The organism is Burkholderia sp. ABCPW 11 (genome assembly GCF_001523445.1).
In the GTDB taxonomy this organism is placed as follows: Bacteria; Pseudomonadota; Gammaproteobacteria; order Burkholderiales; family Burkholderiaceae; genus Burkholderia.
This window is the reverse complement of the sequence record NZ_LOVM01000031.1, coordinates 47,278-66,498: the sequence shown is the minus strand read 5'-3', so window position 1 is coordinate 66,498 and position 19,221 is coordinate 47,278. Positions and strand designations below refer to the sequence as shown.

Here is a 19,221-nt window from a genome sequence, read left to right as displayed (position 1 = left end):
GGCGTGGCCGCCTGTTTTCATGAATTTGACGCGCGACGCTGGGATAATGGCCGAGTTTGGCTGCGTCAATGATGGAAGGAGGCCCCATGGGCGACAACGATACCCGCACCGAGACCGACGACCGTACCGATACGAACTCGATGGAAGCGCGCCAGCGCCGTTTCGAGGAGGATCTCGTCGACGCATACGACGAAGAGCTCGAAATGGAGCTCGACGACCGCCGCTTCGACGACAGCGGGAACCTGCTGCTCTCGCCAGAGCGTCGCCAGGCGCGCAAGGAATATTTCCGCGAGTTGTTCCGCTTGCAGGGCGAGCTCGTGAAGCTGCAGGACTGGGTGGTGAGCACCGGGCACCGGCTCGTCGTCATTTTCGAGGGGCGTGACGCGGCCGGCAAGGGCGGGGCGATCAAGCGCATCACGCAGCGCCTGAACCCGCGCGTGTGCCGGGTCGCCGCGCTGCCCGCGCCGAACAACCGCGAGCGCACGCAATGGTACTTCCAGCGCTATGTCGCGCATCTGCCGGCAGGCGGCGAGATCGTGCTGTTCGACCGAAGCTGGTACAACCGCGCGGGCGTCGAGCGCGTGATGAATTTCTGTACCGACGACGAGTACGAGGAATTTTTCCGGTCGGTGCCCGAGTTCGAGAAGATGCTCGTGCGCAGCGGGATCCAGATCGTCAAGTACTGGTTCTCGATCACCGATCACGAGCAGGAGATGCGCTTTCAGAGCCGGATCGCGGATCCGCTGAAGCAGTGGAAGCTGAGCCCGATGGACCTCGAAAGCCGCCGCCGCTGGGAGGCTTATACGGCCGCGAAGGAAGAGATGCTGCAGCGCACGCATATTCCCGAGGCGCCGTGGTGGGTCGTGCAGGCCGTCGACAAGAAGCGCGCGCGGCTGAACTGCATTCACCATCTGCTCGGCCAGGTGCCGTATCACGAGGTGCCGCGCCCGACCATCGATCTGCCGCAGCGCGAGCATCACGAGGATTACATTCGTCGGCCGGTGCCCGACAGCATGATCGTGCCGGAGATTTATTGATCGGTTCGCGCCGGTCGATCGCGATGCGATGAAGCGCGCCGCTCGATGCGGCGCGTTTTTTTCGGGGTGGCCGCTTGACGGCGGGCGATTCGGCCCGACCAGGTCTTACCGTCTTTCGGAATGTCTGACGGACAGCCTCGACAGCGTGCTTCTAGGTGCGCGTCGATATGCGTCGACGCCGTCGAAACGGCGCGATTCCGACGCATTGGGGAAAACGACGCGCGCCGAGCGCTCCAGGCTTGCGCCGCGCTCGGGCCTGTCGCCGCAACGGCTCAAATCTCCGGAAACCCCGAGCGCCCCTGCGTCAGATCGAACAGTTCGCCTCTTGCCGCGGCTTCGGCGGTTTCGGGCAGCTTGATCACGAGCTTCACCGTCATCCCGTACGCGCTGTCCACCAGCGCGTAGCCGGCCTGTTCGATCCAGCGACGCACGCGCGCCTCCTCCGGGTAGCCGATCTCGATCGCGAGCAGCGTGTGCCGGATGCGCTCGACGCGCTCGGCATCGAGCAGCGCCGATGCGATCGCGTCCGTGTACGCCCGCACCAGCCCGCCCGCGCCGAGCTTCACGCCGCCGTAGTAACGCACGACCGCACCGAGCACGCCGTCGAGGTCGTGATGGCGCAGCACTTCGAGGATCGGCCGGCCCGCGGTGCCCGACGGCTCGCCGTCGTCCGACATGCCCGACTGGCCGCCCGCCAGCAGCGCCCAGCACACGTGGGTGGCCGCCGGATGCTCGTCGCGCAGGCGTTGCAGTACCTGCATCGCGGCATCGCGATCCTCGACGGGAACGGCATACGCGATGAAACGGCTCTTGCGGATTTCGAGTTCGCGGGTGTAGGCGGTGGCGAGCGAGTAACTCATGCGTCGCGACGCGGAAAGCGTTGGGAAATCAAGGCGATGATGGCTGGTGGATGCTTTTGACGTTGGCCCGGGGGCGGATGGATATCGTCGGCCCATGCGCGGGGCGAAGACGCGATTTTACCGTGGCGCACGTCGAGGCATTTCGATGCCGGCACAACACGGTTCAGGCGACGTGCCGGATACGAATCGACGAAGCGCACCGGGGATCGATGGGGACGGCTCGACCTGTCGCGGAGTACGGTCAAGCGCGTTGCAACCGAATTTCACGGCATCGAGCGGATCTGGCTCGTCAACCGGGATGCGGGGCAATGGGCGGTTATTCGTCAGTCGGATACACGGCCGACCGGGATGGCGTCGGATGCGTATTCCGGGGTGCGCGAAGAGGACCAACCGACCTGCAATATCTCGCAACGGCGACTCGCTGCCGTCGCCCGCTCGATCAGGGGCGCAAGCGCGGAGCCACGTTCGTTCACCGGTTCGTCCGGCGCATGCATGTCGCTTTCCTGTGAGGCGTTCAAGTCGGTTCGTCGAACCCGCGCGCGGCATCAACGCACGCCAACCGACGACCGTAGCGCCGCGCCCAGCGTGCGCAGCGCCTGCCTGGCTCGTGCATCGGTCAGATTCGAGTGGAGCACCACATCGCGCGTGGGAAGCGGCGGCAGCCCGTACCGCGCACCTACGTCGACGGTGCCGGCGGGCGCGACGCGATGCCCGAGCGCCGCGACGGCAAGCCCCGCGGACACCGCCGCGCCGATCGTCGCCACGCCGCCGCCGACAAAGACTTCCGTCCATGCGACACCGGCTTGGTCCAGCGCGTCGACCGCCATGCGGCGCACGCTGCATGGTTCGGCCTGCGTGGCGAGCCGCAGCGGTTGCGGCGGATGGTGCTCGAAATCGGCCGCCGCCATCCAGCCGAACGACTCCGACAGGATGGTTTCGCCGTCGAGCCGCCGGCTGTCGTGCTGCAGCGCGACGGCCGCATCGAGCTGGCCGCGATCGAACGCCTCGAGCACGTCGCGCGACGTGGCGACGCGGATCTCCAGCACGAGCGCCGGCTCCGCTTCGCTCATCCGCCGCAGCAGCATCGGGAGATCGGCGCCGACGACATGGTGGCTGACGCCGATGACCAACCGTCGCTGGCTCGTGCCGAATGCGCTGATTGCGCCGTGGTGAGCGGCCACCAGTTCGCGCGCCGGTTCCAGGAACGCTGTGCCGTCGGCCGACAGGCGAACCTGGCGCGGCGTGCGTTCCAGCAGGCGGCGGCCGAGCCCGTCTTCCAGCCGCTTGATCTTCAGGCTCACCGCGGACTGCGTCGTGTCCAGCGCTTCCGCGGCCCGCGTGAAGCTCTTGAGATCGGCGGTCAGCACGAATGCCTGCACGGCCTCGACGTCGAGCGTTTTCATCGCACCCTCATTCATTTCAGAATCGAATCATTGAAATATTCTGCCATCGTCTTTTCAAATGATTCAAGGTCTTCTACGCTGCCTTCATGTCGTCCGGAATTCCGTGGATTTCTTTCGTCAGGAGTCGATCATGCTGACCGCGTACTACGTGCACCGCCTGCCGGCGGACTACGACCTCGACATCATCCGCAATCGCGTGCGCGAGCGCGGCCGGCTGTGGGACGACACGCCGGACCTGCTGTTCAAGGGCTTCCTGCTGCGCGAGGCCGGCCGTCACGGCGCGACGGAAAACGGCTATGCGTCGTTTTACCTGTGGCGCAACGAACAGGCGTTCGCGCGGTTCGTGACGGACGGCCGCTTTCGGGTCGTGACGGACAGCTTCGGCCGCGCGTCGATCGACACGCAGGTTGCGCTCGACGCACGCAAGGGCAGTGCGTCGACGGGACGTTTCGCTCGTCTGGAAACGATCGAGATCCCGGCGGACGCCGATCTCGACGCGACACTGGCGCGGGAGATCGCACGCAATCGCGACGCGGCGGCTCGGCAGGGCGTGGTTGCGGCAGCCGTCAGTGTCGATCCGCTGCGCTGGCGGCTGACGCGTGCGCTCGTGACGGAACACGAACCGGATGACGGCGGCGCGGGCACGGTGTACCAGGTCCTGCATCTGGCGAAGCCGCTGCTCGACACGCTGGAAGCGGGCGGCGCGTGATGGCCGGCATCGCGTCGCGATTGCCGGCCGGCGTGGTGATTGCCGCGCATCTGGCGGGGGTGGTGGCGGGGATCGCCGCGATTGCGGCGCTTTCGACGCTGCTGGCGCTGTTGCTCAGGTAAGCGCTTCGGCGCAGCGATGGTCGACGCGGGAGCGCCGCGCCTGCGATGCATGGCGCCCCCGGTCGCTTCATCGTCGCTCGGTCAGTGGCCCTGCAAGCGGATGTCGCGCGACGACGCGCCGACGTACACGGTCCCGCCCGGGACAACCCGCCAGCCGTTGCGCGACGTATCCCAGACGCTCTGCATCCGCGGCGACACGGTCACATGCACACGCCGCGCTTCGCCCGGATTCAGCCGGATCTTTTCCCAGCCGACCAGCCGCTTCGGCGGCTCGTCCTTGTACGGCACGCCGAGATAGACCTGCGGCGTTTCCGCGCCGGCAACGCGCCCGTCGTTGCGCACGGTAAACGCAACGCTCAGCGAGCCGTCCCATTGCTTCGACACCGACAGACCCGAATACGCGAAGTGCGTATACGACAGGCCGTAGCCGAACTCGAACATCGGCTTGATGTTGCGCGCGTCATACCAGCGGTAGCCCATGTTCAGCTTTTCCGCGTACACCGGGTCGGTCTCGAACGTGCCGTTTTGCCCCCACGTCGGCGAATCCTGATCGCGCGCCGGGAAAGTCACGGGCAGCTTGCCGGACGGGTTGACCGCACCGAACAGCACGTTCGCGATCGCCTTGCCGCCGGCTTCGCCCGGATACCACGCCTCGACGATGGCCGACACGTTGTCCTTCCACGGCATCAGCACCGGGTTGCCGCTCTGGACGACGACGATCGTATGCGGATTCGCGCGCGCGACGGCTTCGACGAGCGCATCCTGGTTCGACGGATTCGCGAGGCTCAGGCTCTGCAGATCGCCGAAATCCTCGCCGGCCGGCTGCGCGACCACGACGATCGCGACGTCAGAGCGGCCCGCGAGCGCCGCGGCCTGGTCGATCTCCTGCTGCGTGTACGCGCGGAACGGCGACTGCTGGTCGCTGTTGCCCGCATACGTGACCTGCGCGGCCGGCGCCAACGCGCGGATTGCGGCAACGATCGGCACGTCGACCTTGAGCCACGGATTGCGCCACCAGCTGCAGCCGGTCGACGACCCGAACGTCAGGCCGCCGCAGCCTGCGAACGAACCCGATACGGGATCGCGCGTGTTGCCCGAACCGCCGCCGGACAGCACGGCCGCATCGGCATGGCCGCCGATCACGGCGATGCGCGACAGCGCCGACGCGACGAGCGGCAACTGGTTGCCGTCGTTCTTCAGCAGAACGATCGACTGCTCGGCGGCTGCCTGCGCGAACCGGTTGCCGGCCGCGAAATCGATCGTGCCGCCGCCTTTGGCTGGATCGTCCATCACGCCGACGCGGATCATCACGGCGAGCTTGCGGCGCACCATGTCGTCGAGGCGTGCGGTCGACACCGAGCCGTTCGCGATCGCCTGCTTGACGGCCGCGGGCGTCAGGTAGACGCTCGGCCCGACGTCCTCTTCCTCGTCGAGCCCGGCGTTGATCGCGGCGGCGGTGCTGTGCGTCGCGCCCCAGTCGGACTGCACCTGGCCCTGGAAGCCCCATTCGTTCTTCAGCACGTCGTTCAGCAGATGAGAGTTCTCGCACGCATAGGTGCCGTTCAGGCGGTTGTAGCTGCACATCACGCTGCCGGGCCGGCCGCGCTTCGCGGCGATCTCGAACGGCAACAGATACAGCTCGCGCAGCGTGCGTTCGTCGATCTGCGTATTGCCGCCCATCCGGCCGTGCTCCTGCTCGTTGCCCGCGTAGTGCTTGATCGTGGCGATGACCTTCTGTCGCTGCGTGGCGAGCGTGCGTTCGGCGAGCAGGTCGCCGGCCAGTAACGGATCCTCGCCGAGATACTCGAACAGACGGCCGCCGCGCGGCTCGCGCGCGAGGTTGGTGCCGCCGCCGAGGCCCATGCCGAATCCTTGCGCGCGCAACTGGATCGCGACCTGCTTGCCGAAGTCGTACGACAGCCGGCGATCCCAGCTCGCCGCGATCGCGATCGTCGCCGGGAACGTCGTGCTGGCCTGCGACGTGCTGCCGGAGCCGGTCGCCGAATCGACCATGTTCAGATCGGGAATGCCGAGTCGCGGCACGCCCTGGATGTAGCCGGCGCCGCCGCCCGGCACCTTCGACATTTCGTATTGCGAATGAATGAATTGAAGTTTCTCGTCGAGCGTCATCTTGCGCACGAGCAGGTCGGCGCGCCGTTGCGCGGCGGCCGATGCGAACGCGTCGGTGGCGTCGCCCTGCGCATTGAAATCGGCGTCGCCGGCGTAGGCGGTGGTGCAGAGGGTCGCTGCCAGCACGACGGCCGGCCAGAGGGTGTCCCGCATGTTGCTCTCCATGATCGTATTGCCGGTTGTTCGGATGATGTCTGGAGCTGCGCGCGCCTGGTGGATTCGCACCGGACGCATTCGGCTGGCGATGCAGGGTGGTTGCGCGTCGGCATGCCAGGCCAGGCGGGGAATCGTTACGGCCGGTTGGGCTCGACCGGTCAATGCGGGCGGCGACGCGTAGGCCGCCCGACACTGTCGAATCGGATGTAGCGATTCTCTGCAACGACAAATGGTATGAATGTAGTTTGACTACAGCATCGGTGTTTCTACCGATACGTGCGATCTTTATTTCGTAGGGGCGCGCGGCGGGGTGGAAAGGCGGTCATCGTTCCCGACGGCGGAGGCGGGGCGAGTAAGAAGTACTTGGAGGCAAGCGGTTTTGCGGAGGAGTGCGTCGGGATGGCGGCCGATTCGTTGCGTGCGCATCGAACGCGGGGAGGTGTCATGCGAACCCGCTCCCCGCGTGCGGCCGGCCTGGCTACTTCGTGACGAGTGCGCCGGTCAACCCCGCGCTGATCGCCGGCAGCAGCAGGTTCAGCACGCGGCTTGCGCGGACGAGCCCGGTGTTGTCGACATACACGACATCCTTCGACGCGAGCGGGAACTGGTTCGCGAGCAGCATCGACACCGGCGACTGCATGTCGAGGTGATAGATGACGGGTGCGCTGTCGGCGGCCTTGCGCAGCACGAACACCTGCTTGGCATTCGACGTTTGCTGGTTGAGCTGACCGGCCTGCGTGAGCGCTTCGCTCAGCGTGAGCGAACCGTCGCGCAGCGGCGCGACGGCTTGCGGCCTGACCACTTCGCCCATCACGTACACGGGATTGTCGTCGCGCGCGCTCACATGCAGCATGTCGCCGGGCTTCAGCATGATGTCCGCCGGGTTTTTTCCCGTCTTCATCATCTGCGCGACGTTCAGCGGATAGATCGTGCCGTTGCGGGTGAGCGTGACGCGGCTCTGATCCGCGGTCGGCGCAAAGCCGCCCGCGCGGCTGACGGCTTCGATCAGCGTCATCGGAATGTCGTTGATCGGCTGTGCACCGGGATTACGCACTTCGCCGTCGACGTAGACCTGCGTGGCGCGGAACGACGCGACGCGAACCGTGACCTGCGGCTTCACGAACACCTTGGCGAGTTCGGTCCTGACCTCGTGCTGGAGCTGCGCGACGGTTTTCCCGGCCGCGTGGATCGGCCGCGGGATATACGGAAACTGCACGTTGCCGTTGCCGTCGACGACGAAGCCGGGCGCGGCGTCCGCGGCCTTCGTGTTCTGCACCGGCTGGCCGGCGGCCGTCGCGAATTCGGGGTGATCCCACACCGTGATCTGCAGCACGTCGCCGGCGCCGATCCGGTACATGTCCGCCTTCGCGAACAGGTTCGGCGCAATGGTCGCGCCCGGCGCACGTTTCTGTGCGGCGCGAATCTGCTCGATCTGCGTCAGGTCGATCTGCTTGACCGGCACCTGCATGTCGCTGGTGACGTCGCCGTTGTCGGCGGTCGTGACCGGCAACGCGGTCGAATTCATGTGCTGCCCCGGCACCGTGCAGGCGGACAGCGTCGCGATGGTCGCGAACGAGAACGCCATGCACATGCGGCGCATGACGGTGCGAGGGTGGCCCGGCGCCACGGAGTCCAGCGGTTGAGCGATTTTCATTTTTGTGTCCAGCATCGTTGAATCGATTGTTACGTTATCCGGATCGAATCGAGGGTGCCTGTCGCGCCTTCGCTTCGTTCTGCACATCGTGACGACACTCGCGAGCGGCATTCGGGCGCACGGCGATCCGCGCGTCGTTCACGGCGAGGCGGCTCCCGGCATCGATTGTCAAACATTGCCAATGACGGCAGGAAGTCGTCATGCGTGGCGGGGACGTGACGGCGATTCCGACGCAGGTTCGCACGTCGCCGTGCCGCTCGCGAACAGAGCGTAACGCAGGTTGAACGCCTGGATCGAGCGGTGGCGGCTTAATGTAAGCCATCGCACGCAGCGCGCCGGACATCTATCGCATAGTGGCGCCAACGAACATGGTCGTGCATTCCCGACCGAATGTGCGGAGGCGCGAACGGCATCGTGCCGGCGTCCGACTCACTGTCTGCGAGAGATTTCATGACACGCTTCATTGCCCGTTCGAGGGCGCCTTTGCGGTTGGGTCTGGGCGGCGGCGGAACCGACGTGCCGCCTTATTCGGACCGGTTCGGCGGTCTGGCGCTCAATGTCACGATCGAGAAGTTCGCGTATGCGTCGATCGCGCCGCGCGACGACGCGAAGGTCGAACTGGTGGCGGCGGATACGGATACGCGCTGGATCGGCCCGGTATCGCCGGTGCTCGACGTGCAGAAGGGGCTCGGGCTGCATGTGGGCGTCTACAACCGGATCGTGCGGGATTTCCACGGCGGTCATCCGTTGGCCGTCACGATCACGACGTGCTCCGAAGCGCCGCCCGGCTCCGGGCTCGGCTCGTCGTCGACGATCGTCGTTGCGCTGGTCAGGGCGTTCTGCGAACTGCTGTCGCTGCCGCTCGGCGAATACGACATCGCACACCTCGCGCACGACATCGAACGAGAGGATCTCGGGCTCGCCGGCGGCAAGCAGGATCAATACGCGGCGACGTTCGGCGGACTGAACTTCATGGAGTTCTACGGCGATCGCGTGATCGTCAATCCGCTGCGGATCAAGCAGGAAATCAAGGCCGAGATGGAGGCGTCGCTCGTGTTGTATTACACCGGCGTATCGCGCGAGTCGGCCAACATCATCAAGGAACAGAGCAGCAACGTGACGGAAGGCGTCGTCGATTCGCTGGCCGCGTTGCACGAGGTCAAGGATGAAGCGGTACGCATGAAGGAAGCCGTGCTGCGCGCCGATTTCGAAGCGTTCGCCGCGTCGATGCGCGACGCGTGGGAATCGAAGAAGCGGATGGCGAAGAACATCTCGAACTCGATGATCGACGATCTGTACCGCGTCGCGGTCCGGGCCGGCGCGAAGGCCGGCAAGGTGTCCGGCGCGGGTGGCGGCGGCTTCATGATGTTCTTCGTCGATCCGGTCGAACGATCGGCGGTGATGCGCGCGCTGGACGCGTACAACGGGATCAACGGCCAGGTGCTCAACTGTACGTTCACCGACATCGGTGCGCAGTCGTGGAGAAAGAATCAATGACGATCGGCGTGGAGAGCGAAATTCGCCAGACGCTGTCGGTGCTGACGGCGCTCGTTTCCGACCGTGAGCAAGTGGCGCGGATCGAACAGGTGGCCGAACGCGTGACGGAAGCGCTACGGACAGGCAACAAGATCCTGCTCGCGGGCAACGGCGGCAGCGCCGCGGACGCGCAGCATATCGCGGGCGAATTCGTCAGCCGTTTCAACTTCGACCGGCCGGGGCTTGCGGCGTTCGCGCTGACCGTGGATAGCTCGGTCATGACCGCGATCGGCAACGACTACGGTTACGAGAAGCTGTTCGAGCGTCAGATTCAGGCGACCGGGCGCCCCGGCGACGTCTTCTGGGCGTATTCGACGTCGGGGCGTTCGCCGAACATTCTCCGCGCGCTGGAAGTGGCCAGGACGGCCGGCATGGTTTGCGTCGGCTTCACGGGCAACGGACCCGGCGCGGCCGAGATGCGCACGCGCGCCGACATCTGCATCGAGATTCCGTCCGCGTCGACCCCGAAGATCCAGGAAGGGCATCTCGTATGCGGCCACATCATTTGCGGCATCGTCGAAGAGCGGATCTTTGCATGAACGCGATGCTGCCCTGCCTGATCCTGGCCGGCGGCCTCGGCACGCGGCTGCGCCCCGTGTTGGGCGACGCACTGCCGAAGGCGCTCGCGTCGATCGACGGCGAGCCGTTTCTGGGCTGGATGCTGCGCGGGCTCCAGCAGCAGGGCGTGACGGAGGTCGTGCTGTCGCTCGGCTACGGCAGTGATCCGATCAAGTCGTTCGTGGCGTCGCGCGACTTCGGCATCGCGATTTCCGTGATCGAGGAAGACGAGCCGCTCGGTACCGGCGGCGCGATCGTTCATGCGCTGAAGGCTCACGGCGCGCGCGACATGATCGTGATGAACGGCGATACGTGGTCGAACCTGGATCTGCGCGCGTTGTCGGCGTTCCATCGTGCGACGCGCCCCGATCTCGTCGTGGCGGCCACGTGTGTCGACGATGCGTCGCGCTACGGCACGCTCGAATTCGATGCGACGTCGCGCAGGCTGTCGGCATTCCGCGAGAAGCGGCCGGCACGGGGCTACATCAATGCGGGCACGTATGTCGTCGACGCGAGCAGGCTGCTCGGTTTCGCGCTGCCGGCGAAATTCTCGTTCGAGCAGGATTTCCTGGCCGAACGCGCCGACGCGCTCGACATCCGCGTATTTCCCGAGGTCACGTCGTTCATCGACATCGGCGTGCCGGCGGACTACCGGCGCGCGCAGACCGCGATTCCGCCGATGCTGGAGACTGGAACCAGTGAAGCGTAAAGCCCTGTTCCTGGATCGCGACGGCGTGATCAATATCGACTACGGCTACGTCCACCGGCCGCAGGACTGCGTGTTCGTGGACGGCATCTTCGATCTCGTGCGGCTGGCCAATGCGAACGGTTACCAGGTGATCGTCGTGACGAACCAGGCCGGGATCGGCCGCGGATATTTTTCGGAGTGGCAGTTCGCCGCATTCATGGACTGGATGCGCCGCAGGTTCGACGAGCGTGGCGCAAGAATCGACCGTGTCTATTTTTGCCCGCATCACCCGGTGGCCGGGATGGGCCGCTACCGGCAGGCATGTGCATGCCGGAAGCCGCAGCCCGGGATGCTGCACGACGCGCGGCGCGAGCTCGACCTCGACCTGTCGGCGTCGATTCTGGTCGGCGACAAGCCGTCCGATCTCGAGGCCGGTGCGTGCGCCGGCGTCGGGCGCCGTTTCCTGTTCGTGGGCGACCGGCCCGGCCCGGTGCGAGCCGATCCGGCGGCCGACGTCGTCGCGCGGCTGTCCGACATCGGTGCGGCGCTGCAACCCACGGGTATCGTCGCGGCGGGTGTATAGCGGGTCGCAGCCTCGACGGCTGCATGCCGAGATGAAACGAACGAGGACTCGACGACGGCTTGCCGGCCGTTGCGCCGATCGGGCAAGCGCGAGGCATCCAGGCTCCCGACGCAGTGCGCTCCGGCCGGCACCGAAGGGTTTCCAGCCGGATTTTCAAAGACATGAACGTGAATCACAACACGCGTAAGGCGGCGAAGCCAGCCGGATCTTCCATTCTGGAGTTCAGCATGAAGATGGACCGACCTGCATTGACCGGGCATCAGAACGAACCGAAACAGGCTGCCGGACATGCGACGCGGTTGTCGCCGATCGATTTGCTGGAGAACGTGCTCGACAACGGGCGCCTGTTTGCGGCCGTGTTCGCGGCCTGCCTGCTGCTCGCGATCGTCTATGCGATCGCGGCGACGCCCGTGTATTCGGCCGACATGTTGATCCAGATCGAGGAGAACAAGCCCAGCGCACTGGGGTCGCTGTCGTCGATCTCCAAGGCGCTCGATATCCAGAATTCGGCGGTGGTCGGCGAAATCGACATCGTCCGTTCGCGCTCGGTCGTTCTCGAAGCGATGAACGCGACGGCCGCGCAGGCCGAGGTGTCGGTCGAGAACCGGTTTCCGATCGTCGGCGGGCTGATCGGTTCGTTCCTGCCGAAGGATGCGAACGGCCTCGTCGACGCACCGCTCGGGATGTCGTCGTGGGCCTGGGGCGGCGAGCGTCTGGAGTTCAGGACGTTCGAGGTGCCGGCCGCACAGATCGGCAAGCCGCTGACGTTCGACTATCTCGACGGCAACCGCTTCCAGCTGACGGACCGCGGCGGCCAGGTGGTGCTGAGCGGTGTGGTCGGCGTGCCGAGTGCGAACGACGGCTATCGCGTGGACGTCGCACGGATCGTCGCGCGCCCCGGTGCGCAATTCAGGGTGCGGCGCATCGCCACCGACGTGCGTCTCGACGCGATCCTGAAGAAACTCGGCGTGATCGAGACGAAGCGCCAGTCGGGCATCATGCAACTGAGTTTCGAGGATCCCGACCCCGTCTTTGCCGCGCGCATGCTCAATGCGATCGCCGCGGCCTACCTGAACTTCAACGCGAGACGCCGTGCCGACGATGCGGAGCGCAGCCTCACGATCCTCAACGCGCAGATGCCGATCGTCAAGGCGCGGCTGCAACAGGCCGAGCAGGCGCTGAACACGTTTCGCAACCAGCAGGGGTCGATCGACGCGCAGGGCGATATCCGGCTGCTGGTCGAGCAACTGGCGCTCGTCGACAAGTCGCGGCTCGAAACCCGGCTCGAGTATCAGGATCTGCTGTCGAAATACGTGCCGGGGCAGCCGCAGGTCGTTGCGGCGGCCAACAAGCTGAAGGAACTCGACAAGCAGGCTGCGATGTTGAAGGACAAGGCCGCGCGCCTGCCGTCGCAGCAGCAGACGTACTTGCGTCTTGCGCGCGACGTCGAGGTCAACAACCAGCTCTATGTCGGATTGTTGAACAATACGCAGCAGTTGCAGATCGCGGAGGCCGGCACGGTCGGCAACGCATCGATCGTCGACAAGGCGGTCGCGAGCGACAAGCCGATCCGGCCCAAGCGCCTGATCGCGATCCTCGCCGGTGCGGTGATCGGGCTGATGCTCGGGTTTCTCGCGGCGCAGGGCCGTGCGCTGCTGGCCGGCCGCATTCGCGATCCGAATGAGCTGGAAGCGGCGCTCGGCATCCCGATGCTCGGCGTCCTGCCGAAATCGCGCCGTCAGGCCGATGCGGATGCGAATCGCACGCCGGCCTTCATCGCGACGCAGGAGTCGGCCGACGAACCGCTGGCCGATGCGATGGACAGCCTGGCGCTCACGTTGCGACACCGGCTGGCGGCCTATGGCGGCGACGCGAAGGTCGTGCTGGTGTCGTCCGCGGCGCCTGCGCAGGGCAAATCGATGATTGCCGCCAACCTCGCGTACCTGTTCGCCGAGAGGGGGCTCAAGACGGTGATCGTCGATGCCAACGTGCGCGCGCCGGCGCTGCATCGCTATCTGCCGGTCGCCGCGACGCCGGGCTTGTCCGACGTATTGAAGGGCGCGCTGCCGGCCGACGAGGCGATCACGCGCGTGGCAGGGAAGCTCGATGCGCTGTCCGCCGGCACTCAGCGCGCGTCGACGCGCAACCTGTTCGACGTCGCGCGTCTCGACAAGCTGGTCGTGTGGTTGCGCAGCGGCTACGACATGGTCATCGTCGATGCGCCGTCCGTGCTGCCGGTGGCCGACATCGCGGCCTTGTCGCGCGTGGCCGACATGACGCTGTTGGTGGCGCGCCAGGGTTCGGCGAACTCGGCCGGCATGGCGGACGCGCTCGACAGCCTGCGCAAGATCGGTGTGCGCATCGACGGGCTGGTGTTCAACGGGTTCGAGCCGTCGCCGTTGCACGGTGTACGCCGGATCGGCGCCGGCTTCGCCGCGGCGCGCGCCTGACCGCTCGGGAGGTGTCGATGCAATCGGGCGAGGAGGTGCAACGCATGAGCGATTCGATGGCGGGCAACGACGGGCTGCGGCGCGAGTCGCCCGCGGTGCGGGTCGTGTGGTTTCTCGGCCCGCGGCCGGTGAGCTGGAACGGCGTCATGCGATACAGCCTCAAATGTATCGATTTCATCCCGGCATTGGCGGGATTCGACGTGGAGCCGGTCGACATTCCGGCCGAGCCGCGTTCATTCCTGCGGTACTGGACGCAGTTCGTGCTGTATCCGCTGCGTGCGATCGCGGCGGCGCGCGCCGGACACTTCGTGATGCTGTACCAGGAAGACCTGGCCTTCATGATTCCGCTGATCCGGTGGGCGGGCGGCCGCGTCGGCATCGTGCTGCATCATGTGCAGCGTCCGGGCCAGGTGCGCGGCGTCGTCGAGCAGTTGAAGAATGCGTACATGCGATTGACGCAGTCGCTGATCGCGACCGCGGACGTGGTGCTCGCGCCGTCGGACGTGACCGCGCAGGAAGCGCTGGCGGAGCTGCGCATCCGCGCCGACCGGATACAGGTCGTTCCCAATGCGTTCGACGATCGCTATGCGCCGATCGACGCCGCGGTGCGCGAACGGGCGCGCGCGATGCTGCTCGCGCGCTTCGGCATCGACATCGGCGACGCGCTGGTGGTGCTGAATGTCGGCTCGGACGAGACGCGCAAGAACAATGCGACGCTGTTTCGCGCGCTCGCGTCGCTCGGGCGCAAGGACGTGATGGTGCTGCGGGTAGGCAGCGCACACAACCAGGCCAACCGCGACGAATGCCGCAGCATTGCCGCGCAGGCTGGCATCGCCGCCCATTTCGTCGAGAACGTCGGCGACGAGGATCTCGGCTACTTTTTCCAGGCGGCGGATCTGTACGTATCGCCGACGTTGCACGAAGGCTTCGGTCGCACGGTGATCGAGGCGCAATTCGTCGGCGTGCCGGTCGTCGCGTCCGATTTGCCGGTGTACCGCTACACGATGGGCGAGTCGTTCGTGGCCGTCGCCGATGCGATGGATGCCGCCGAATGGGGCCGGCAGATCGAACGCGTCGCCGGCGACCCGTCGCTGCGCGCCGGGCTGGTGAGCGCCGGGCGGGCGAACGCGCGGCGTTTTTCGTCCGGCGCGGTCAGCGCGCAACTGCACGATGCGCTGGAGCGCGCCGTGCATGGCCGGCCGCGCGCCGGCCGGGCACAAGCGTGAAAGAGGCGGCGATGCGAACGATTCAGGCCAGCGGCCGAACCGCGGCGCTCACGGGCGTGGCCGTATCGACGCTGTTCGTGCTCGCGTTGAGCGTCAATGCGATGCTGCCGGCGCTCGGCGCGATGGAACCGAGCGCAACCTGCACGTTGCTGGTCGCGGTCGCGGGCGTGATCGCGCTGATCGTCGCGCGGCCGGTGTTCGCCGTGTCGATCCTGTACACGCTGGTGATCGGACTGACCGCGTTCGTTGCCGGCGTAGGGATCGAGTCCGGCGGATTCCTGCGGGAAACGGACATCTTCGGCGTCGCGAACGGCGCGTTCAGCCGGCTGCTGTCGTTCTATGTCGTTTTCATCGCATGCGCATTGTTCGCGTTCGACCGGATCCTGAACGCACGCTCCGGCCATCCGCCGATCCGCGCGCGGATGACGCTTCAGCCGATAAGCGTGGCGCTCGGGCTGGGGCTGGTCGGCGCGATCCTCGCGACGGGCGTGCTGGCCGGCCTGACGGGCGGCTTCGCGGTGCTGAGCGGCGTGAATCGCTACGCGCTGCGCAACGACGCGTCGAACAGCACGCTGTTCAACCTGTTCCTGAACAACCAGACCTTCGTCGCGGTGCTGCTCGGCACCTTCTGCACGAGTTCGGCGCGGGTCGTACGCTGGACGTCCGTGTGCCTGCTCGTCGTCGATCTGGTGCTGGAAGCGTTGCACGGCGAACAGTTCATGGCCGTGCTGCACGTATGCCTGACCGTCCTGATCCCGTTCATCGCGATCCATGCGATGAACGGCAAGCCGGTGATGCGCTACCTGGGAATCGGCTCGCTCATCGCACTCGTGATCGGCAGCGTGTCGGTGTTCTACGCGTACCGGGGGCAGGGGCTCGACGTCGCGGAGACGGTGGTGTCGCGGTTTCTCGAACAGGGGCAGGCGTGGTACGTGGTGGACGGCGACGCACACCTGTTCGGCGCGCCGACGTTCGGGGGCATGGCGGCGTTCGGGCGCTTCGTCGATTCATTGGGTTCGTTCACCGAGCCGACGTTCTTCAGCGATGCGCCGGTGAGCGGGCTGCGCGACCTGATGCTGTCGTACGGCACGCCCGAGATCCTCAAGGCCTACGTGTTCGACGACGTGACGTTCACGATGGGCAACATGGCGGTGCCGGTCTACTGGTTCGGCTATGCGGGCGGCGCGCTGTTCATTGCGCTGACGGGCGCGATCTACGGCGTGGCGAGCGCGATGCTGATCCTGGTCGCGATGCGCGGCGGGGTCGTGATGCTGTGGTTGGCCACGAAGATCTTCGCCTACGCGACCTATGCGATGCAACAGGGCGATTACTGGACCTTGTTCGGCGCACGCACGCTGTTCTATCTGGCGATCGCGCTGATCTGGTGGCATTGCGTCGACGCGCGGCGCGTGCACGCCGATGCGATGCGGACGGGGACATCTTGAACGCGTTCGTCAGGCTTCTGTTTTCGTCGTTCGCGGGCGTGGTGTGCGAAAAGATCATCGGTGCGTTAGCGGCGATCGCGAGCAATCACCTGTTTGCGAACATCTACGGCGCGCGGCTGTTCGGCGAGCTGCAGTTCGCGTTGTCGCTGGCCTACGTGATCGGCAGCGTCGCGCTGATTTTCGGCGCACAGGTGATCCAGCCGATCCTCGGCAAGCACCCGCGCCTGCGGCACATGGTCGTCTACCGCGCGTTCCGCCTGCGGCTCACGCTGACGCTGGCCGTCATGCTGCTGTTCATGGGGGTCGTGGTGATCGTCATGCGGCCGTCGAGCGTATCCGAGCTCACGTTGATCGCGGCCTTTGCGTTGATCGTGGAGCCGATCGCGCTCGGTTCGCTGATGGCCTACGCCGAATCGAAGCCGTGGGTGATCACGCGGGCGCGGGCGTACGCCAGCTGCGTGCGGGTGCTATGGCTGTACATCGCGGCACACGCGTCGCTCGGCGTGATCGTCGCCGCGTTCGCATGGCCGCTCGAGGCTTGCGTGGCGGCCGCGGCGCCGTTCAGCCGTTATCGCGAGCTGGCGTTGAAGACGCCGAAATCGTTTCGCGGCAGCGCGGCCGTCACGAAAGCGCTGGTCGTGCGCGGGCTGCGGATCTGGCCGGCCATTGCGGCCAGCGTGCTGGTGCTGCGCATGGATCGGCTGCTGCTCGGCGTGCTGGTGTCCAAGGCCGATCTCGGCATCTATGCGTCCGCCGCGTCGCTGGTCGAGCAATGGAATTCGGTCGGCACGACGCTGGCGCTGGCCCTGGCGCCGAGCATGGTTTTTTCGGCGCGGACCGAGCCGCTCGTGCGCGCCAAGGCATTGAAGCTCGGTCTCTATCTCGGCCTCGTCGGCTGTGCCGCGTGGGTCGGCAGCTACTTCGTCGGCCGCAAGGTGTTCCTGATGATCTATGGGCCCGCGTTCGTGCAGGGCGTGCCGATCATGATCTACGCGACCGGCTGCGCGATCGCCACGTTCGTCGATGCGGGGCTGAGCACGTGGCTCCTGGCCGTGCGGCGCTACCGGCTCATCATGATCAAGCAGGTGCTGATCGTCGCGGCGATCGTCGCCGCGCCGTTCGTCATGCCGCGCACGCTGGTGATGTATGCGCCGTCGACCGGCATTGCGGTATCGCTCGTGGTGTTCTGGTGCGTGGTGCTCGGGAATCTCGCGTTTACCCGGGAGCGGCCATGAGCCGGCGTGCAGGCGGTCGTTTGCCGCGCCGGCGTGGACTGGCGGGACATGGAATCGGGAAGGTTTCGGATCGTAGGGGAGGTCACTCGTGAAAAACCGGGTGCTGATGGTGATGACGCGGGACATTCCGCAGGACGTATCGAACGGACGGGAGCGCACGTTGAGCTTCATCCGGAAGGCAATCGGCGACCACATGGACGTAACCGAATTCAAGATCCGCTCGGTGTTCGAGGACGGCGGCTGGCGCGCGAAGATCGGCGCGGCGGTGCGGGTCGGATGGAGCGTGTTGCGCGGTGCGCCGTGCGCGCTTCAGGTGGCGATGTTTTCGCATCCGCGCAAGCGCACGGCGCTGCTGCGCGCCGTCGAGGCGATCAGGCCGGACGTGATCTATTTCGACGGCATCCGGCTCGTCGATTACGCGATCCTGGTGCGGCGCAGCGTGCCCGGCTGCCGGATCGTCGTGGATTTCGACGATCTCATGTCGCGCCGTGCGAACATCCTGCGCGAGCAGGATTTGCCGTTGTCGGCCGGGTATCTGGAGAAGTCGATTCCGGGGCCGTTCGTCAGGCTCGCCAACGCGAGGCTGGTTCGCAACGCATTCCTCGGCTATGAAGCATTCGCGCTGAAACGGCAGGAGCGCGCGGCGATCGGCTCGTCGCATGCCGTCACGCTCGTTTCGACCGAGGACGCGCAGTCGCTGCGGCGGTCCCTCACGAACGACGAAGCCGTGAAGACGCACGTGATCGCGCCGCCGATGCATGCGCTGGTGCCGATGCGGCGTCCGGCGGCGCCGTTCCGGTTCGTCTTCATCGGTTCGGACCGGCAGTTGCAGAACCGGCTCGCGATCGAATTCCTGGTGGCGTTGTGGGCGCGTATCCGGCCGGCCACGCCGCTGGTGATCTACGGGCGCATGGCCGGCCGGTACGCGCCCGTTCCGAATGTCGAGTTCGCCGGGTTCGCGCCGACACAGGCGGATGTCTACACCGAGTGCTCGATCGCGTTGTGTCCTGCTTTTCTGCGTGGCGGCATCAAGTCGAAAGTGCTGGAGGCGGTTTCGTACGGTTGCGTGCCGGTCGGCAACGAAGCCGCGTTCGAAGGGCTCGGATTCCACGACGATGCGCTCGCGATGAGCGACTCGAGACTGGAGCGGTTCGTCGCCGATCCGGCCGCGGATCTGGATCGCGTCGTGGCGGCGGCCACGCGCTTCGCCGCGTACTGCGAGCAGCATTTCAGCATGCCCGTATTCGATCGTCGGTGGCGCGAGCTGATCGCGCCGCCGGCAGGCAGCCCGTCGTGACGGGCGCCGCAACGAAGAGGAGGGCCCCGATGGCGTGATCCGAACGGCTCGCGGGCGGCCGGCTTCCGGACCTTGCATGTGCGGCATGGATACCGGAAAGGGGAAGGCTTCCGCGGGAGATTTGCCGTCCTG

The 19,221-nt window shown here is 66.3% G+C and carries 16 protein-coding genes; 12 read left to right on the top strand and 4 right to left on the bottom strand.

The window, feature by feature from the left end; translation table 11 throughout:
- The first annotated feature begins 86 nt into the window (after window positions 1–86).
- Window positions 87–1,037 carry a polyphosphate kinase 2 gene (gene ppk2 / locus WS61_RS12190; RefSeq protein ID WP_059500703.1) on the top strand — a complete coding sequence of 317 codons (951 nt, stop codon included), beginning with the start codon at window positions 87–89 and terminating at the stop codon, window positions 1,035–1,037.
- Window positions 1,038–1,309: 272 nt separating this feature from the next.
- Here ppk2 and WS61_RS12185 read toward each other — a convergent pair whose 3' ends face one another.
- Both WS61_RS12185 and WS61_RS12180 read right to left on the bottom strand, forming a co-directional pair.
- A complete protein-coding gene (locus WS61_RS12185; RefSeq protein WP_059500702.1) occupies window positions 1,310–1,897 on the bottom strand; it encodes a YigZ family protein in 588 nt (195 codons plus the stop codon).
- 545 nt (window positions 1,898–2,442) lie between these two features.
- On the bottom strand, window positions 2,443–3,300 hold the full coding sequence (locus WS61_RS12180; protein ID WP_059500701.1) for a LysR family transcriptional regulator: 858 nt from the start codon (window positions 3,298–3,300) through the stop codon (window positions 2,443–2,445).
- Between the two features lie 130 nt (window positions 3,301–3,430).
- Between WS61_RS12180 and WS61_RS12175 the strand changes: the two genes are divergently transcribed.
- Entirely contained in the window at window positions 3,431–4,009 is a 579-nt protein-coding gene (locus tag WS61_RS12175; RefSeq protein ID WP_179949680.1) for a DUF4865 family protein, read from the top strand.
- The gene (locus tag WS61_RS35625) at window positions 4,006–4,131 is read left to right on the top strand and encodes a hypothetical protein (RefSeq protein ID WP_257127250.1); all 126 of its coding nucleotides are present in this window, start codon (window positions 4,006–4,008) and stop codon (window positions 4,129–4,131) included. Before WS61_RS12175 ends, WS61_RS35625 begins: the two co-directional genes overlap by 4 nt.
- An 81-nt stretch (window positions 4,132–4,212) precedes the next feature.
- On the opposite strand, the gene WS61_RS12170 is transcribed toward WS61_RS35625, so the two are convergent.
- Complete coding sequence (locus WS61_RS12170) at window positions 4,213–6,414, bottom strand: glycoside hydrolase family 3 C-terminal domain-containing protein (protein ID WP_059500872.1); 2,202 nt, start codon at window positions 6,412–6,414, stop codon at window positions 4,213–4,215.
- Window positions 6,415–6,895: 481 nt separating this feature from the next.
- Window positions 6,896–8,071, bottom strand: a complete 1,176-nt coding sequence (locus tag WS61_RS12165) for a polysaccharide biosynthesis/export family protein (protein ID WP_059500699.1) — start codon at window positions 8,069–8,071, stop codon at window positions 6,896–6,898.
- 450 nt (window positions 8,072–8,521) lie between these two features.
- On the opposite strand from WS61_RS12165, the gene WS61_RS12160 reads away from it, so the two are divergent.
- From WS61_RS12160 to WS61_RS12125, 9 genes are all read left to right on the top strand, one after another.
- Window positions 8,522–9,568: a dehydrogenase gene (locus tag WS61_RS12160; protein WP_034206207.1), complete on the top strand. Its 1,047-nt coding sequence runs from the start codon at window positions 8,522–8,524 to the stop codon at window positions 9,566–9,568.
- A complete protein-coding gene (locus tag WS61_RS12155) occupies window positions 9,565–10,146 on the top strand; it encodes a D-sedoheptulose 7-phosphate isomerase (RefSeq protein ID WP_059500698.1) in 582 nt (193 codons plus the stop codon). The genes WS61_RS12160 and WS61_RS12155 overlap by 4 nt, the downstream gene beginning before the upstream one ends.
- Window positions 10,143–10,874: a nucleotidyltransferase family protein gene (locus WS61_RS12150; RefSeq protein WP_257127249.1), complete on the top strand. Its 732-nt coding sequence runs from the start codon at window positions 10,143–10,145 to the stop codon at window positions 10,872–10,874. The genes WS61_RS12155 and WS61_RS12150 overlap by 4 nt, the downstream gene beginning before the upstream one ends.
- Window positions 10,864–11,436, top strand: a complete 573-nt coding sequence (gmhB, locus tag WS61_RS12145; RefSeq protein WP_059500696.1) for a D-glycero-beta-D-manno-heptose 1,7-bisphosphate 7-phosphatase — start codon at window positions 10,864–10,866, stop codon at window positions 11,434–11,436. The genes WS61_RS12150 and gmhB overlap by 11 nt, the downstream gene beginning before the upstream one ends.
- Before the next feature lie 227 nt (window positions 11,437–11,663).
- Window positions 11,664–13,886 (top strand): GNVR domain-containing protein, encoded by a 2,223-nt coding sequence (locus WS61_RS12140; protein ID WP_095211703.1) that lies wholly within the window; start codon window positions 11,664–11,666, stop codon window positions 13,884–13,886.
- A 44-nt stretch (window positions 13,887–13,930) separates the two neighbouring features.
- Complete coding sequence (locus WS61_RS33225; protein ID WP_179949677.1) at window positions 13,931–15,112, top strand: glycosyltransferase; 1,182 nt, start codon at window positions 13,931–13,933, stop codon at window positions 15,110–15,112.
- Window positions 15,113–15,123: 11 nt separating this feature from the next.
- A complete protein-coding gene (locus WS61_RS12135) occupies window positions 15,124–16,557 on the top strand; it encodes a DUF6418 domain-containing protein (protein ID WP_059500871.1) in 1,434 nt (477 codons plus the stop codon).
- Entirely contained in the window at window positions 16,554–17,792 is a 1,239-nt protein-coding gene (locus WS61_RS12130) for a hypothetical protein (RefSeq protein WP_082741767.1), read from the top strand. Before WS61_RS12135 ends, WS61_RS12130 begins: the two co-directional genes overlap by 4 nt.
- 88 nt (window positions 17,793–17,880) lie before the next feature.
- The gene (locus tag WS61_RS12125) at window positions 17,881–19,089 is read left to right on the top strand and encodes a glycosyltransferase (RefSeq protein WP_157692729.1); all 1,209 of its coding nucleotides are present in this window, start codon (window positions 17,881–17,883) and stop codon (window positions 19,087–19,089) included.
- The last annotated feature ends 132 nt before the right edge of the window (window positions 19,090–19,221 follow it).